25 protein-coding genes are annotated in these 16,103 nt (G+C 47.3%); 13 read left to right on the forward strand and 12 right to left on the reverse strand.

What is annotated here, in order from left to right; genetic code table 11:
* Positions 1-8 precede the first annotated feature (8 nt).
* The gene (gene icd / locus D6029_RS03570) at positions 9-1,259 is read left to right on the forward strand and encodes an NADP-dependent isocitrate dehydrogenase (protein WP_064547705.1); all 1,251 of its coding nucleotides are present in this window, start codon (positions 9-11) and stop codon (positions 1,257-1,259) included.
* 113 nt (positions 1,260-1,372) lie between these two features.
* On the opposite strand, the gene D6029_RS03575 is transcribed toward icd, so the two are convergent.
* From D6029_RS03575 to rdgC, 9 genes are all read right to left on the reverse strand, one after another.
* Positions 1,373-2,515, reverse strand: coding sequence for a phage integrase Arm DNA-binding domain-containing protein (locus D6029_RS03575; RefSeq protein ID WP_120063450.1), 1,143 nt, complete (start codon positions 2,513-2,515; stop codon positions 1,373-1,375).
* Complete coding sequence (locus D6029_RS03580; protein WP_064518030.1) at positions 2,505-2,741, reverse strand: excisionase; 237 nt, start codon at positions 2,739-2,741, stop codon at positions 2,505-2,507. Before D6029_RS03580 ends, D6029_RS03575 begins: the two co-directional genes overlap by 11 nt.
* Before the next feature lie 185 nt (positions 2,742-2,926).
* Positions 2,927-3,481: a hypothetical protein gene (locus D6029_RS03585; protein WP_120063451.1), complete on the reverse strand. Its 555-nt coding sequence runs from the start codon at positions 3,479-3,481 to the stop codon at positions 2,927-2,929.
* Positions 3,478-3,828: a DUF551 domain-containing protein gene (locus tag D6029_RS03590; protein WP_120063452.1), complete on the reverse strand. Its 351-nt coding sequence runs from the start codon at positions 3,826-3,828 to the stop codon at positions 3,478-3,480. Before D6029_RS03590 ends, D6029_RS03585 begins: the two co-directional genes overlap by 4 nt.
* 1 nt (position 3,829) lies before the next feature.
* Entirely contained in the window at positions 3,830-4,606 is a 777-nt protein-coding gene (locus D6029_RS03595) for an ead/Ea22-like family protein (protein WP_120063453.1), read from the reverse strand.
* Positions 4,599-4,901 (reverse strand): hypothetical protein, encoded by a 303-nt coding sequence (locus D6029_RS03600; RefSeq protein WP_120063454.1) that lies wholly within the window; start codon positions 4,899-4,901, stop codon positions 4,599-4,601. The genes D6029_RS03595 and D6029_RS03600 overlap by 8 nt, the downstream gene beginning before the upstream one ends.
* Positions 4,891-5,148, reverse strand: a complete 258-nt coding sequence (locus D6029_RS03605) for a hypothetical protein (RefSeq protein ID WP_120063455.1) — start codon at positions 5,146-5,148, stop codon at positions 4,891-4,893. Before D6029_RS03605 ends, D6029_RS03600 begins: the two co-directional genes overlap by 11 nt.
* Entirely contained in the window at positions 5,133-5,675 is a 543-nt protein-coding gene (locus tag D6029_RS03610; protein WP_120063456.1) for an HD family hydrolase, read from the reverse strand. The genes D6029_RS03605 and D6029_RS03610 overlap by 16 nt, the downstream gene beginning before the upstream one ends.
* A gap of 96 nt (positions 5,676-5,771) precedes the next feature.
* Positions 5,772-6,695 carry a recombination-associated protein RdgC gene (gene rdgC, locus D6029_RS03615; protein ID WP_120063457.1) on the reverse strand — a complete coding sequence of 308 codons (924 nt, stop codon included), beginning with the start codon at positions 6,693-6,695 and terminating at the stop codon, positions 5,772-5,774.
* 322 nt (positions 6,696-7,017) lie between these two features.
* Between rdgC and D6029_RS03620 the strand changes: the two genes are divergently transcribed.
* Positions 7,018-7,506: a hypothetical protein gene (locus tag D6029_RS03620; RefSeq protein WP_120063458.1), complete on the forward strand. Its 489-nt coding sequence runs from the start codon at positions 7,018-7,020 to the stop codon at positions 7,504-7,506.
* Between the two features lie 368 nt (positions 7,507-7,874).
* On the opposite strand, the gene D6029_RS03625 is transcribed toward D6029_RS03620, so the two are convergent.
* From D6029_RS03625 to D6029_RS03635, 3 genes are all read right to left on the reverse strand, one after another.
* Entirely contained in the window at positions 7,875-8,441 is a 567-nt protein-coding gene (locus D6029_RS03625) for a hypothetical protein (RefSeq protein ID WP_120063459.1), read from the reverse strand.
* Positions 8,442-8,447: 6 nt separating this feature from the next.
* Complete coding sequence (locus D6029_RS03630) at positions 8,448-8,738, reverse strand: hypothetical protein (RefSeq protein ID WP_120063460.1); 291 nt, start codon at positions 8,736-8,738, stop codon at positions 8,448-8,450.
* Between the two features lie 95 nt (positions 8,739-8,833).
* Positions 8,834-9,493 (reverse strand): LexA family protein, encoded by a 660-nt coding sequence (locus tag D6029_RS03635; protein WP_120063461.1) that lies wholly within the window; start codon positions 9,491-9,493, stop codon positions 8,834-8,836.
* Positions 9,494-9,601: 108 nt separating this feature from the next.
* Here D6029_RS03635 and D6029_RS03640 point away from each other — a divergent pair, with 108 nt between their 5' ends.
* The 11 genes from D6029_RS03640 (at position 9,602) to D6029_RS22480 (ending at position 16,077) form a co-directional block, all read left to right on the forward strand.
* Positions 9,602-9,832: a helix-turn-helix transcriptional regulator gene (locus D6029_RS03640; protein WP_120063462.1), complete on the forward strand. Its 231-nt coding sequence runs from the start codon at positions 9,602-9,604 to the stop codon at positions 9,830-9,832.
* Between the two features lie 19 nt (positions 9,833-9,851).
* Positions 9,852-10,400 (forward strand): YmfL family putative regulatory protein, encoded by a 549-nt coding sequence (locus tag D6029_RS03645; protein WP_120063463.1) that lies wholly within the window; start codon positions 9,852-9,854, stop codon positions 10,398-10,400.
* A gap of 179 nt (positions 10,401-10,579) precedes the next feature.
* On the forward strand, positions 10,580-10,747 hold the full coding sequence (locus D6029_RS03650) for a DUF4222 domain-containing protein (RefSeq protein ID WP_120063750.1): 168 nt from the start codon (positions 10,580-10,582) through the stop codon (positions 10,745-10,747).
* Positions 10,744-11,859 carry a conserved phage C-terminal domain-containing protein gene (locus D6029_RS03655; protein WP_120063464.1) on the forward strand — a complete coding sequence of 372 codons (1,116 nt, stop codon included), beginning with the start codon at positions 10,744-10,746 and terminating at the stop codon, positions 11,857-11,859. The genes D6029_RS03650 and D6029_RS03655 overlap by 4 nt, the downstream gene beginning before the upstream one ends.
* The gene (locus tag D6029_RS03660) at positions 11,856-12,314 is read left to right on the forward strand and encodes a hypothetical protein (protein WP_120063465.1); all 459 of its coding nucleotides are present in this window, start codon (positions 11,856-11,858) and stop codon (positions 12,312-12,314) included. Before D6029_RS03655 ends, D6029_RS03660 begins: the two co-directional genes overlap by 4 nt.
* Positions 12,311-12,880, forward strand: coding sequence for an MT-A70 family methyltransferase (locus D6029_RS03665; protein ID WP_120063466.1), 570 nt, complete (start codon positions 12,311-12,313; stop codon positions 12,878-12,880). Before D6029_RS03660 ends, D6029_RS03665 begins: the two co-directional genes overlap by 4 nt.
* On the forward strand, positions 12,877-13,278 hold the full coding sequence (locus D6029_RS03670; protein ID WP_120063467.1) for a RusA family crossover junction endodeoxyribonuclease: 402 nt from the start codon (positions 12,877-12,879) through the stop codon (positions 13,276-13,278). The genes D6029_RS03665 and D6029_RS03670 overlap by 4 nt, the downstream gene beginning before the upstream one ends.
* Before the next feature lie 10 nt (positions 13,279-13,288).
* Entirely contained in the window at positions 13,289-14,002 is a 714-nt protein-coding gene (locus D6029_RS03675) for a phage antirepressor KilAC domain-containing protein (RefSeq protein WP_418230240.1), read from the forward strand.
* Positions 13,999-14,988: a DUF968 domain-containing protein gene (locus D6029_RS03680; RefSeq protein WP_120063468.1), complete on the forward strand. Its 990-nt coding sequence runs from the start codon at positions 13,999-14,001 to the stop codon at positions 14,986-14,988. Before D6029_RS03675 ends, D6029_RS03680 begins: the two co-directional genes overlap by 4 nt.
* 12 nt (positions 14,989-15,000) lie before the next feature.
* On the forward strand, positions 15,001-15,579 hold the full coding sequence (locus D6029_RS03685; protein WP_120063469.1) for a DUF1133 family protein: 579 nt from the start codon (positions 15,001-15,003) through the stop codon (positions 15,577-15,579).
* Positions 15,580-15,801: 222 nt separating this feature from the next.
* On the forward strand, positions 15,802-16,077 hold the full coding sequence (locus D6029_RS22480; RefSeq protein ID WP_120063470.1) for a hypothetical protein: 276 nt from the start codon (positions 15,802-15,804) through the stop codon (positions 16,075-16,077).
* The last annotated feature ends 26 nt before the right edge of the window (positions 16,078-16,103 follow it).

Raw genomic sequence — 16,103 nt, forward strand, 5'->3', positions numbered from 1 at the left:
AGAGGTTAATGGAAAGCAAAGTAGTAGTTCCGGCGGAAGGTAAGAAGATCACCCTGCAAGATGGCAAACTGAATGTTCCTCACAACCCAATCATTCCTTTCATTGAAGGTGATGGTATCGGTGTGGACGTGACGCCAGCTATGATTAAAGTGGTTGATGCCGCCGTGCAGAAGGCCTACAAAGGCGAGCGGAAAATTTCCTGGATGGAAATCTATACCGGCGAAAAATCTACCCAACTTTACGGCCAGGATGTCTGGCTGCCAGAAGAAACTCTGGACCTGATTCGTGATTACCGCGTGGCGATTAAAGGGCCACTGACCACTCCAGTTGGCGGCGGTATTCGTTCCCTGAACGTTGCTCTGCGTCAGCAACTTGACCTGTACGTGTGCCTGCGTCCGGTGCGTTACTACCAGGGCACGCCAAGCCCGGTTAAACACCCTGAACTGACCAACATGGTTATCTTCCGTGAAAACTCAGAAGATATTTATGCGGGCATCGAGTGGAAGGCTGACAGCGCGGAAGCTGAAAAAGTCATCAAATTCCTGCGTGATGAAATGGGCGTGACGAAAATTCGTTTCCCTGAACATTGCGGTATCGGCATCAAGCCGTGCTCCGAAGAAGGCACCAAACGCCTGGTTCGTGCAGCCATCGAATACGCAATCACCAACGACCGTGATTCCGTGACTCTGGTTCACAAAGGCAACATCATGAAATTCACCGAAGGTGCTTTCAAAGACTGGGGCTACCAACTGGCGCGTGAAGAGTTCGGCGGCGAGCTGATTGATGGCGGCCCATGGGTGAAACTGAAGAACCCAAATACCGGCAAAGAAATCGTTGTTAAAGACGTGATCGCTGATGCGTTCCTGCAACAAATCCTGCTGCGTCCGGCTGAATACGACGTTATCGCCTGTATGAACCTGAACGGTGACTACATTTCCGACGCCCTGGCCGCTCAGGTTGGCGGTATCGGTATCGCACCAGGCGCGAACATCGGTGACGAATGCGCACTGTTCGAAGCCACCCACGGCACCGCACCAAAGTATGCTGGCCAGGATAAAGTGAACCCAGGTTCAATTATTCTCTCCGCTGAAATGATGCTGCGTCATATGGAATGGTTCGAAGCGGCTGACTTAATTGTTAAAGGTATGGAAGGCGCGATTAACGCCAAAACCGTAACTTACGATTTCGAACGCCTGATGGACGGCGCTAAACTACTGAAATGTTCAGAGTTTGGCGACGCAATGATCGAACATATGTAATTAGCGATTTCGCTGATGCTAAAACGGGAGCCTGGTGCTCCCGTTTTTTATGCCTACCTAAAATCTCTTCCCCAAAACCTTCCCCAAAACTCTTCCCCAAAACCCCTGATTTTTTAACCCGTTTTTACCTCAACTATTGCCCAGTCTTTACCTCGGTCATCATTATATTTATCGGTCATTTTTCTTGTTCTGTGGCCAAGCAGTCGTTGTGTATCGATACCCTGATCCCGGTACACCCTTTCCGCTAAAGATCGTTGTTCGTGGAAGGTTGGGGCAGTACCTTCTTCCCAGGTTAATCCGCACTTTTCCCTGGCCTTTTTAAACGTCGTTGTTAGCGAACTAGCTGATACGCGATCCCCGCGAGTTGCCATTGAAGTAGAGTGACGAAAATGCACCAGGTATTTACTGACAACCGCATCACGGCAAACAGCAATGACCTCTCGTAATGTCATATTTATCTTTTCACATTTGATGCTTAAAGGGATCGCTACACGGCTGCCAGTTTTTTCCTGTGTTACATGCAGCATGTCGTCCCAGATATCGCTAAATTTCATATTCGTGATATCGCCAATACGTTGACCAGTTACTAAAGCAAGTAGCATTCCACTAATTAAATAAGGAGGATGGTTTTCTGCTTGTTTAAATATCGCCTGCCATTCTTCAAAGGAAAGGCGCTGGCGTGTGACTTTATTTCTAGGTTGTCTTGTTGCCTGTGCCGGGTTATATCCTGGTGGCACATGCCCCGCGTGCTGAGCCTCTTTGAAAACATCCACCATCACCAACCTCACAATCTGGGCCATTCTGTTGTGACCTTCAGATTTCACATTATCCGTAATTTCAGCGATATCCAGTGCGGTAATGTTTTTTAGGTATTGCATACCTGAATGCTCCCGGAAAAGCCTTACTGGTTTTATTTTTTGCTTATATGAATTTGGTCGAAGTTCATTAAGACTCACTCTCTCTTCCTGAATTTTTAGATATTTATCCAGCCACTCAGTGACAGTGATGCTTGTTCTATCCCCTTTAATTTTAGCAATACGCTCATTTATGCTCAGGATCTGCCGTGTTCTTTGTTCGGCAATGATGGTATTAGCTTCATTCGCTATTTGCTTTGCCTCTTCTTCATCAGTACCCAGGCTATGAAACTTTCCTGATGTTGGATGTTTATACTGCCAGTAAATCCGACCAGTACGTTTGTCGAGTTTGCAGTACAAATTAGGAATAGTAACTTTATGAGTTCTAGGTCTAGCAGCCATCGGCAATAATCCGTAAAAGTCTTGGGTTTGCGTTAGCAGGAACCTGATGCGGGGCCGCTACACCCACAAAACGGGCTTCACGATCTACCATCCAGCAATGACCAACTTTTATTGCTGGTGGGGCAATCATTTTACCCTTGGCGAACTTCTTCAAGATTCGCTCACTGGGCGCCTGCTCGCCAAATTCTTCTTTAGCCCATTCGAGTAAAGGGATCATTCGTGCCATAAGTCCTCCACAACACCCGGCTGCACCCGGGCTGAAATGATTAAATATCGGTACTGATGAGTAAAATATTATTAATTAGGGTCGTATATGGTCTGTAATTGTGAAATTTAATCGGAATGGCTCATGTATAAACCGTTATAAGTGTAATGGCTCACACATGAGCTTATTTGCGTGTAATCTGGTAGTTATGGTTCATTTGTGACACTTTTGGCGTTGATTTTATCGACGTCCACCTCAATGTCTGCTGCGCGAACGGCGTCAATTCCTGCACGCAGCCCAACTACCTTTTGATGCCACCGCTCATACTTGATTCCGTGCACCGCCAATGCCGCCATGACCTTCTCCAGTTGCACAACAACTCCATGCTCGCTGTGGAATTCAGACGGCAATTTAACTACAGAGATGCCCTCTATCTCCATTAGCCGCTCATCGTCTGTTGGGTCATCCGGCACCGTCCCAGCCGGGAGTGGTGGGGCTGCGTAGAGCATGATTTGACGGCGTGGGTCTGTATTTTTGTCCTGATTTTTCATGGATAGCATTGCTGCATAACCATCTCGTTCCAAGTCTCGCAGCTCTTCTGCATCAGTCCATGCCACCGCCTTCTTGCTCGCTTTCCTGTACGCCAGCAACTCACGCGCCATAGCTGCGGCATCACCGCATTGAACGTGGTCGGTGTCCGTGATTACAGTCAGCTCGCCATCACTCAGTGTCTGCTCTAATCCCATGCGATTGGTAGTCATAGATCCTCCGGTCCTTCTGGAATAGGTGCCCAATGGGTAATGTCGAGGTCTGTCATGCCTTCAATCTGGAATGACCATTCCCACTCGCCGGTTTCTACTTGACCAAGACCATACCAAAGAGAACGCCAGCCAATAATCCAGCCTTCCCCATTAGCGTCAAACAACAAAACATGCCGATTAGCAGGAGGAAGGCAATCACGCACGCTGTTACAGCCGCCTTCATCATCAAGCGCAATGACATCCAGCCAGGCCACACGACAGAGACGGCCGCCAAGAATTTCAGTGTGTCCGTTTACTGCCGGCTCTTTCCCGTCTTCAAACTCAACAACAAAAGTTACTTTTCCCATCTCACTCACTCCCTTCAACATTGCCGCCAACAGTCATCAGCCAGTTTCGAATTACCCGCCATTCGTCGTTTCGGTATGCGCTATGGACGTAAATAAACGGCTCGTTAAGGTTGTGTCCATTCTGTCGCAGGTAGTCTTTGCAACCATCTTCGGTGAAGCACGCGGTCACAAAGCGCTTGATAGACTTCATTGCGTAGCGAGAATATCCACGCGTACCCCTGCAACCCTTATGAAGTGCTTCAAGCCTTCTTGCTGTGCGGTCTTCAACTTCACCATCACCGCATTCCCACACCCACGCTATGCGGTCGTGGTCGAATTCCTCACTAACGACCATTTCTTCTTTCTGAAAAATAACAAAAACAGGGTGACTGGTTATTCGGTTATCTTGAGTTCGCAAGTTTTCAGCAATGCGAGCAAATTCATCAGGCAACTCAACACACTTCCGCTTCATCTCTGCTAGTTCATTGGATAGCTGCATCATGCCGTTGTGGTGGGGTGGTGCGTATGCAATATTTGGATGTGCCATTCTCTCGTCTATAGCAGCATCGAATTCGTTAGCATCCAACTCCACCAATCCATCCCATCCAATTAATCCCGGCTCGCTCTCATCACCAAAAGCATCCTTATCCCGTATAAATTGATACCGCATAGCGTTACGCTGCGCCTGCTCCAGCGCCGCTATTAGCGACTTTGCTTCATCCTCTTTCAGCACCACAGTGTCAAAACTTTCAGTCTGCTTTTTGACTCTGGCAATCAGCGCTTCTATTCCCTTATCCATTGCTGGCCTCCACTATCAGTATTTCGCGCTGGTTGCAGGTGCAAAGGCGAAGGTCATCAGCGATCCCGTACCAGCGAAGGAATTTGCGACCGTCACTCGAGATCGCTTTCCACATCTTTCCCGGATAAACCCCGGATGGCACTGAGCCCGAATATTCCGCAAGGGCGCTGAACGTTTGGTTATCCATAACGGCATGCTTACCATCAATAAGAATCCCTTCTGCAGTAGGCTGTTGCCAGTGGCGACCTAGTGGATCGGCCATCGGTGGAATATGCACGTCGATGTTATTGCCCATTGCCGGCACCCCTTGCTTCGCTTTTAAATGCCGCATTATCAACAGCAAGGTTAACTACCTGCAGTTTCAACGCATCGCGCTCTTTCGTGAGAGCTTTACGCAGTTCTAAAGATTCAGTTAGGGCAGTAAAAGTCACACTTAGCCTGGTGGCGACTTCACGCATTAATTTAGCTTCTGCTGGTGGCAGAGTAGGAACCGCGGCATAAGCAGCGGCGACCAAGTCTTTAACTTTCAGATGCTGGTGCATGCGCGAAGCTCCATCAATTCGTTGAAGCGGGTCATGAAGAGGCCATATGCCTGACCCGGGCGAAGTGGGTTAATAGAGAACTGGTCGGTTGGTGAAATCCCTTCCAGAATTGGCCAGGTAGAGCCGTCGTGAATATCGAGTTCGTGGCGTTCGGTTTCCAGCATAATCAGATCCGCATACTTCACTGGCTCACTCATCGCTTCCGGCAAACCGTATTTCTTGCGGATCACCGATTCCACGTAGTTCTCAATCTGGAGGTAGTCGGGCAGCATGCGCTTTAACGGGGAAGGTATGTCACACACATAGGCTTCATGGGCATCGTGAAGCAATGCCTCCAGCGCGAACTCTGGCGACACCAACAGGCTGGTGAGAACCGAATGCTGAGCAACTGAATAGAACTCAGGAAGATGCCCGGCGAATCGGCAGCAGTTAGAGAGCGCTGTTGCAATATCTTCAATGACAATGTCGTCAGGATTGATGTTCAGGAAGTTAATATGCTTCCCGGTTAAGGTCTGGATATAAGACATTAAATTCTCCACTAAATAAGAGCGCCACTGCACCGGCGCTGAATTTTGGTTGCACGAATCCCTTGCCCGGAGGCAATAATTTATTCTTGGGATTAGTTAAACTTCTTCTGGCTGTTCTTCTTTCTCAGGTTCTTTATAGGAAAGAAGCTTGCAAAGCTTATTGATCACACCAGTCATAATGAAGAGATCAATACCTGCCGCCTGGCGCCATACGAACGCTTTATCATCTTCGGCATTTGCATCGGAACTTTTGGTATCAATGCGGCGAAAGTGGAAGTTTTCGGTAAGAACGAAGCTGGCGCCGTCGCTATATAGCTCGATGCTATCAACGCTGAACCCACTATTTAGGCTCTCTTCTATTTCGGAAACCACTGAATGGTGATCTGCTGAATAACGGATAGTTTCTTTAGTCTCGGCCTTGCGTGAAAGCTGCATCACGCTACCAACCTCGAACCCATCAAAAGCTTCACTGTCGCCGGCAATGTAACTCTTGAGTCGAGTGGTCAGGCCGTTCTTCACATCGCTGATATGAATGGTCTTGGTTTCAATCGAGCCGACGACTTTAACCAGCATCGAGCACAGTACATTCGCGTAGTGCTTACTGGTTGTGTTAACCATCAATAGGTTTTCTTCAGCCTGGTACAGCGCATAGATCAGCGAAGTTTTCACGAAAGCTTGTTTGCAGAGGTCCACTTTTACAGTGTCGATAACCTGCTGCTTTTCGATCTTGGAAATGCGCGCACCAAAGCGGCCTTCGATTGAGGCAATGCGTTCCAGCACTGTCTTTTTAATAACTGGCTTTGGAATGATCTTCTCGTCGATACGAAGACAAATAGCGTAACCATTGACGATCGGGGTGACGATTTCGCCAGTAATTGGATTCTCTACAAAGCTGTAGCGAATGAATTCAGTGTCGCCAATTTCTGAGTAGGGCAATTCAGCAAGGTGCTGATTGATATTGTCCACGCCAGGCAATGTAGCTTTGTAGACGATGGCATTTTTCAGTTTTGAAACTTTCACGTTAGTTCTCCAGTAGCGGTTTCTGCACATCCGCGGTTTAGTAACTTCACATCACAGGTGAGAGCACTGAATGAGCCGCCGCCCTCAAACGCATGGATTGGGTTATGGGCCCGTCATGCGCCAGTGCTCTCGCCTGTAGTGTGAAAAAAAGCTGGCGGTCACCGCGACATCAACGGGAAACAAACGGGCCGCCAGAACAGGGATGATTCATATTGTTAGCGCCTGTCTTTTCAACACATCAGGCTCGGTGCATCCTGGTTATTCCCCAACAACAAGGATTCGGTTAATCTGGATATCCCCAACAATAAGAAGAGTTTTCATAGTGATCGCTGAATTTTCTGCGGCTCTTACAGCCCTCAAAGAGACTACTGGTCTCGTAAAAGTAATAAGTGATGCTAAAACGGATGCTGAAATTAAAGCGGCTACCTTTGAGCTACAGAACAAACTATTAGCTATTCAGTCTGACTGTTTCATCCTTGGTGATGCGATTCGATCTCGCGACGAAGAAGTAATGCTTCTCAAAGCAAAAGTTGCTGAGTTTGAAGAGTTTAAATCCCAAACAGAAGGTTATGTTCTTAATAATCTTGAATCTGGTACGTTTGTGTATTCTAAGAAACAGATCGTGGGCGATACTGAAACTACGGTGCATCTTTGCCCACAATGTTTTACCAAAAAGGTAATATCGATTCTTCAGCCAACTGGTGAGCCTGCGTATAACTCCCATACGAATAAGTATTATTTTCAATCTAGGTGCCACAGTTGCACCTCCTTATTTCCAATGAATGTTTCAGCTTACAAACCAGTTTGGTAAGCAGGGATATCCAGATTGTTAAAGAGCTAAGCGTCCAGTAGGGCGCTTTTTTGTTGCTTGCGAATCATCCCCATCTTCATACGCCTGGGGCGGCTACTTCGTGGGCGTCCTGCCTATTCGCTGCTGATGATGTGAATATACAAAATGTATTTTATAAATGCAATACAAATTGTATATTTCAACTTTGACTTGTTAACGTTTTGTATTTTAAGTATTTATTATTTAATATCGATAAGTTTATGGAATAAAAACATCGGAATGGCTAGGAATATGAGGAAGTTGTGAAAGCTGCGGAGTTGGTTAGTACGGGGCAATAAAAACCCGGCTCGGTAGCCGGGTTTTGAAGGGCGAAGGTGTCAACATGACAATTATGGAGTAGGGGTCCCTGTTATAGCTCCATAAATTTTATATATGGTAAATGCGATTGCAGGGATCCCCAACGCCCATTTGATAATGTCTAGTTTTGCATCGCCAAGAGATTTCTCGAACTTATGTTCTTGAATTTGCAGTGCGGCGTTTAATTTTATTTCTTGAGCCCCAAAGTGCTTATCAAGGGAACCTTGTTGAGATTTAATCGCATCTTTTACGTCGCGCAAATCTGAGCGCATTTGCTCGCGCCATTCCGACATTTCGCGACGCATCTCTGCCGCAACGGCACCAACTTCGGCTTTGTTTTGAGCTAGTTTTGCGTCTAGCTCTTCTCTTGAGATTGTCATTACATCCACCTCATGGGTTTCCTGATGCTTATCAATTGGACTTTCCAGTACGGTGTTAGTTCTTACAAACTCCAATATAGCAGCAGTTTCGGATACTGGTGGGATGGAGGCAGTTGTTACTTTTTCATGATAGGCAGGCATGAAAAAAGCGTCAACACTAGAATTTTCCAACTGACTTTCAGATGTAGAAATCCGAACCTTCGAAACGCTGGCTTCCATAACTTATTATTTCTTCTCAGAAGGAGTCAGCAAACTAGCATCTGTTACTGGAGCATTAAGTATCGCTTGCGCCATATTTCGCGCCATAGACATTGGCAAAGTAACACTTTGACCTGCCTCAAGATAAAGACCTGCAACGGCATCACGCGTTCCTGGTTCAGGCATGTTCGTATGAGCTAACATGTGGCGGCAAAAGGTAATTTTGCAATATTCATTGTCTCCAATCTTCATTCCTGCCGTGATGAAAACATCTGCAAAACTATCCACGTAATCTTTGGACTTAATGATATCTGTCATGAATCCCACCTGTGTAAATTTATGTTAGTTAGACAATATGTATTTTAAAACGAAATCAGCCACGATGCCGACACGAAGAAATATTAGGGTCACTGCTAAACCAGTCGCAGCTTGGTTTCCACCGCCACACCAATGGTTTTACAATTTCCGTTAACCGGAACCAGTGGCCAAGCCGGATTCAAACCTTTCAAATACTTCTGTCCACCATCAATGATTAGCTTCTTGAATGTTGCTTCATTGGAATCTGACAACTTCGCTATCACTAGGCTGCCATTTACCGGCTCTCGGCCTGTATCAAACAGAACGAATGTACCTTCTGGCACACTCAGGCCAACTGGAGCTGTCATTGAGTCACCTTCAACTTCCAGCCAGAAGGCATCTCCCTGAATATGGGCATCTGACTCAAGCCACAGGTCAATATCTTTCAGGGTGTACGGTTCACATGCCTCGCTCCAAGAACCGGCCTGTACACTACTGATTACCGGATATTTCTTTCCTGGAGAATAGGGGCCAACATACTCGACATCACCCTTAATGTTTTCATCAATGATCAATCCACCGGCACCAACAGAGAAATTTCGTTTACCAAGAAATTGAAGGATTTTCGATATCTCTCCGAGACTGGGCTCTCTCCGGGCATTCAGCCAATGACTAACTGCACCTTTCGTTATGCCAAGGTGTTCTGCTAATTGTTCCTGATTAACTCCCTGACTTTTCATCAAGGACTTAGCTAAATCGTACCATTTCATAGTCATACCTAAATGATACAAGTTGTATACCTATAATCGAGACACAAAACGTATAACATTCTTGTGCATTAAGAATACAAAATGTATATTTAACTGTGTTTACAGGAGAACAAAATGAATAACCTTCGAGCCATAAGAACCAAGTTAGGAATTACACAAGGTCATTTAGCAAATGCTCTTGGGGTAACAAATGGTGCAATTTGCCACTACGAAAATGGCAAAAGAAGCATGAATATCGATCAGTGTAGAACCATAGTTTTAGCTCTCAATAGTTTTGGAGCGGGTGTCAACATTGACGACGTATTTCCACCAAGCAAGCCTAACGAATCAACAGTAAAACCATAACTACCAAAGGAAAAACGAGATGGTAGACAACATCAACTCAGCAATTACCAGGATGTGCAAAGCATATCCGTCCGGAAGAGTGGGTATGGCAAAAGCCCTGGGTATGTCCATCGATCAGTTTCACAACCACATGTACCAGAAGGTTGGCAGTCGTTTCTTCTCCGTGAGTGAACTGGAACAGATGGAAGACTTATCTGGAACGTCGCTCCTGGCTGACTACTTTGCGAATCGCCGCGGAAAATTGCTGGTGGATATTCCAAAACCAGAGTCCCTCGATAACGTTGACTTGTTTCAGCATGAAATGCAGTTGAACGCAGTGAAAGGAAAATTGGACCAGGCGAAGTTCGCGGCGCTGGAAGACGGCGTAATTGATAGCAAAGAGAAGAAGACTTTATCGCAGATGTTCCACAACAGCATTCGCCATCAAATGCATGGATTCATGGGGTTTATGGCGCTGTATGGGGTGTCTGATGGGGCAGTAGATATGTTTGTTGCGTCGAGAAAAGATGACGCCCGCGAGTGTGCAGCTCCGGGCGTCTTGGCGTGTCGATTCAGTGGAGAACTTTAACGCATGAACAGTTTAACCAGAAACATGGGAACACCGCAAATCCGCTGCCGTTCAATGGCTGGTAGTGATGCAACCCCGTTCCTGTATGAAGCGAATTTACAGGGTGAGTGGGTGGCCATCAACTACCAGTTCGTAGCGTGGTTGGTAGAAGACACGAAGATTCGTCATGAGGCTGAGCAATGCAAGAGCTTGACCGAAAGTACCGAGACTGGCGAGGGAATATCGTCCGGGTTACCGGTTACGACAGGGAAAAGCAGCAAGTCATATTCAGACGTGAAGACTATGAGCATGACTGTATGCAGCCAGTTGAGCAATTCCGCGACAAATTCACAAGGGTTGAAGAATGACTACCAGTAGCCGGATATTCGATGTTGTTCAGGCCATGTCGGGCCAGAAGAACGTAATTATTATTCCGCGCCCATACCTTCAATTTTTTGGTGAAGATCAGCAGGCGTATCAACTCGCTGCTGTGCTGAATCAGCTTGTGTTCTGGTCGGGTTGCGGCGGTCGTGACGATGGTTGGTTCTACAAAACTCATGAGGAACTGGGCGAAGAAGTGGAATTGGGCAGGGACCAGATACGCCGTATCGTAACCAAGCTGGAAAGTAAGTACCTGGCGGGCGTTCTGGATACTGCTAATCGTCGCCTGAACAATGGTGACAAGGTTAAGCACTACCGCCTGGATGGTGACAAGCTTATTGAGCTTATCTTCCCGGTAAAAAAAGATGCGTGTCCGCCGAATGGGAACGGCGAAAGTGCCGAACCGGAACAGCAGAATCGCCACTCCGAAACGGCGGATGTGCCGTTTGATGGGAACGGCGAAGGTGCCGTTCCTATTCTCTATACAGATCTAAACACAGATCCAAACTTACAGATCATAAAACCCTCTTGTCAGCCGGCTTCGCCAGCAGACGGAGAAGAATTTATTGCTAAACGTTTAACCAGAGAAGCGACCGAAGTGGTTGAGCATCTCTCGAAACTGACTGGCGTCACGTTTGAACTGAGCGACAATAACCTGCAACACATTCGTGCCCGTCTTCGCAATGCCACAGCGACCAAGGATGAAATGCTGGTTGTGGTCGATCACCTAGTTGCATGCTGGCTGGGTACTAAGTTTGCACGCGGCTTAAATCCATCAAAGATTTTCTCTTCCGAAAAATTCTCTTCCAACCTGCTGGCGGCAAAAGCCTGGGACACTGCTGGTCGTCCTGCGTGTTCTAGCGAGCCAGCAACCGCCTCGAACGATTCACTGATTGATGTTACCGAACGTGATGCAGCTTATCGCCGATACATGAGTGGGACTATCTCCCAGACCAAACCAAGCGATCTGGAATTACGTGTCTGCAAAGCAGCTGGCGCGGCGAACCTGCGCAAGCAGAACTCAACGTTTGCAATCAGTCGTTGGAACAGTATCTGGAAAGAACAAGCGCAGCGTGGCAACCAAGGGGCAGCAGCATGATCAAAGGAATAACCACAGCAATCATTTGGTACATCGGTGAAAACCCCGGTGTGAGCTCAACAGCTATTTGCCATCAGTTTCCTGAGCAACGGCACTCAGTGACATCGGCACTCGTACGCCTGACTAAAAATGGCACGCTAAAAAGATCAAAGGACAGTATTTATCGCTACACACTGGCACCCGGCGTTGCGACCCCCGCACCTCCTGAAATGGAAGAAGTCATTGCTAATCCGCACAAACCTAATCGTCAGGCTGCGATCGTAAAGGCAATGACACTCGAGAGTAAGTGTCTCTATTATCGCGCAGCTACCGAATGGCAAAAGGCGTGGGACTTGACGGGCAACATGAGTGAACGCACAGAGATAACGAGAAGGATTAATCGATGTAATGCGAAAGCTTTTCATCCTGCTCAATGCAGTTATGCGGGAATTGCTATTGCGAGGTATGTCGGATGAGTAACAAATACAAGCTTATTTATGCTGATCCACCGTGGACTTATCGAGACAAGGCAGCAGATGGAAATCGTGGTGTAGGGTTCAAATACGACACCATGACACAACTGGACATTTGCCGCTTACCGGTATGGGAGTTGGCTGATCCTGAGTCTTGCCTGCTTGCTATGTGGTGGGTGCCAACTCAACCAACCGAGGCGCTTGAAGTTGTTCGGGCTTGGGGCTTTCGTTTCATGACAATGAAAGGGTTTACCTGGCACAAAACCAATAAGCATAAAGGGAATAGCTCTATTGGCATGGGGCATATGACAAGGGCGAATAGCGAAGATTGTTTGTTTGCAGTGCGAGGTAAATTACCGGAAAGATTTGATGCTTCCGTTTGTCAGCATATTACTGCGCCACGTATGGAGCACAGCGCTAAGCCACCAGAGATTCGTGACCTGTTGGTTCGACTGGTTGGTGATGTACCGCGAGTTGAGTTGTTTGCTCGATCAGAGACCTCAGGTTGGCATTCTTGGGGTAATCAATGCAGTAGCTCGTTCGATTTAATCACTGGAGGTATTCGTTGAAGCTAACACTTCCTTTTCCACCAAGCGTGAACACTTACTGGCGCGCGCCGAACAAGGGGCCGCTAATAGGGCGTCATCTTATTAGTGATAAAGGGCGTAAATTCCGAACAGAAGCGTTTGCTGCTGTGATGGAACAGCTACGCCGAAAACCAAAACCTCTTGATGGCGATTTGTCTGTCACCGTCATTCTCTTTCCACCTGATCGCCGCAATCGTGATCTGGATAACTACGGGAAAGCCCTGTTCGATGCTCTGACTCATGCTGGTGTCTGGCATGACGATTGCCAGATGAAGCGAATGCTTGTGGAGTGGGGACCAATAGTGCAGAAGGGAAGTGCTGAAGTAACGATACGAGCATTTATTAATCAGACCGAAACGGGTGCAGCTGTCGGTCAATAGTGGAGAGCGTATGAATCAGTCAATCAGCAGTATTCAGATATGCCATAAACCTCAATTGATGGCTTCTGGACCAACCATGTCCAGTCGGGAGATTTCCATCCTGGTGAAGAGTAAGCATGGAGATGTGAAACGTTCAGCAGAACGGTTAGTTGCTGTGGGAGTTTTAACCGCGCCGTTGGCGCAGTTCGATTTTGACCATAACGGCAACACTTATCAGGAATATCGCTTCAACAAACGTGACTCCCTCGTGCTGGTAGCTCGTCTTTCACCAGAATTTACAGCGGCAGTAGTCGATCGCTGGCAGGAACTGGAACAGGGAAACGCAATACCACAATCCTTGCCTGAGGCTTTGCGTCTTGCTGCGGATTTGGCTGAGCAGAAACTTCACCTAGAAAATCAGTTACTGATAGCTGCTCCCAAAGTTGAGTTTGTTAATCAGTACGTCGAAGCTAGTGGGGCGATCGGTTTTCGTCAGTTGGCAAAGCTGCTAAAGGCAAAGGAATATGAGCTGCGCACCTTCCTCGAGAAGCAAAAGATCATGTATCGATTATCTGGTGGCATGATGCCTTACAGCCAGCATATCGAGGCTGGTCGATTCACCGTGAAAACAGGCACCAGTGAAGTCAGCAATCATGCATTTACCCAGGCACGCTTTACACCAAAGGGCGTTAAGTGGATCGCTGGGTTGTGGGCTGAGCATCTGCAAATGGGTAATAACGGATGAGGGCTCTGTTAAGACCCGTAGTGGTCAAGGAATTGGGATTGGTATTACTCAAGCCAAGTAAAGAACTGCTTCCGTTATTCTCTGGGCGAGTGCTCATCGATTACGCACCCGAATATATGATTGAGTGGCCTTCTGGCGCTTTGCCTACGGCAATGCAGTGTCTCGGTGAGGATCCGGTTCTTGTACCATTCTTTGCTAATGAAAAGGTGATTCAGGCTGCTGGTGGAATTAATGGGTTGAAAGACTGGCTCAAACGTCAGCCAAGCGGATGCCAGTGGCCACACTCTGATTATCACCACAAAGAGCTGGTTGCGACTGAATTCCACCCTGGTGCTATTCGCCTGTGTTGGGGCTGTGATACCCAGCTTCATGATCATCACACCAAGCAGCTATCTGATATCGCCAAAGCAAACATCATCGCCTGGGTGATAGATAAAGCTCGCCAGAATCTTGGGTTCAGTAAAAGCCATGTCCTCACATTGCCTGAAATTTGCTGGTGGGCGACACAAAGGGATCTGGTAAGCGCGCTGCCGGAAGGCATGGCCCGTCGTGCGCTACGTATGCCACAGGATGCCATCCCATCAGTAAGCCGTGAATGCGACATCGTTCCAGAGTTACCGGCCACCAGCATTATCCAGGAAAAAGTGAAGCCGGTTCTCAAGCTGAAGGTTGATCCGGAAAGTCCAGGCACTCTTATGAAGCGCCCAAAACGCATTCGCCTGGAAAAACCAACATACCTTCAATGGGTAAAAACACAGCCATGTGAGGGATGCGGCTCACCAGCGGACGACCCACATCATTTAATAGGTTGGGGGCAGGGTGGGATGGGTACTAAGGCCCATGACGTTTTGTCTATTCCTCTTTGCCGTACATGCCATACAGAACTACATAACGACCCGGTGAAATTTGAGCAAAAGCATGGCTCACAACCGGCAATGATCATTCGAGTTATTGACCGGGCTTGCTCGCTCGGCGTGCTGGCGTAAGGGAGACAGTAAATGATTAATTCAACAGCAACAGGCAAAAGCAGTGAGATGGTTCGTTTACGTACGCTCGAGAGCATCTGGATTCAGGGAAAACTGCGGATGTGGGGGCGCTGGTCATTCATTGGCGGTGGCAGTGGTGGCAACATGTTTAACCAGCTTTTGGCTACAAAGACACTGACTAAAACAGCCATCAACGAAGCGCTACGCCGCATGAAGAAGTCCGGCATTACCAAGCCGGAGTTGGAATTCTTCTTGAAGGATATGCTGAACGGGAAGCACAAAAGCAACTTGGCGTTTTGTACTGACGAGGAAGCCTTAAAGATTGATGGGGTGATTGGCTCAGTGCTTGCCAAGGAAGGGAACTACAAATTACTTCGACTCCTAGAAGATCGCTATCAGCAGCGTAAGAGCAAAAAGGCTATGGCGCGGGAACTTCACTATAAACATCCAGAATGGTGTCTGAGAACATGCGAAACACGAATTGATGTCTGGTTAAATTTGGTCGAATCGATGCTTTACGCCTCAATGTGTGACGTATTCGATACAAATGCCGACAGATTTAGCTTGCAGTCTTGCGCGGAAACTGTTTGAATTGTGTTAAGCTCGGGACGTAAAAACGAACTGAGCACACAGCACACTTTGTCAGCGAAGACGCTATAAGCCGAGCGACAAGAGTGATAAATGAACCCGCCTGGTGCGGGTTCTTGTATTTATAGGCACCTGCTTCCACATACACTCATGATTGACATGGATCACGATTCCTATGAGTTAAACACGTAATTATTCACCGTTTGAATAATTGGGCTGTTGAGCATGAAATTAAAATTGAAGTGGCTTATCCGAAATTATCCTGATTTCGTTTGTAATTTCCCGTGGGCAGTAGGTGCATTCTGGTTTGTCGTTATAGAAGCTTTCCACCTAGGGCCTATTTATTTAAGTAATGGTTTTGAGTATGCCAACACTATTACGGAATCTGATTACAATTTTCATCTTTGGGAGCAGGGGCGCATACCATTTATCCCTTTAGTTGCATTTTGTTTCGTCGCGGTAATGATTCAACGAGAATTCCTTAAGAAGAAACGTGGTTGAATTTTCTTCACTAATTTAAAGGCTCA

This window comes from Buttiauxella izardii, assembly GCF_003601925.1.
In the GTDB taxonomy this organism is placed as follows: Bacteria; Pseudomonadota; Gammaproteobacteria; order Enterobacterales; family Enterobacteriaceae; genus Buttiauxella; species Buttiauxella izardii.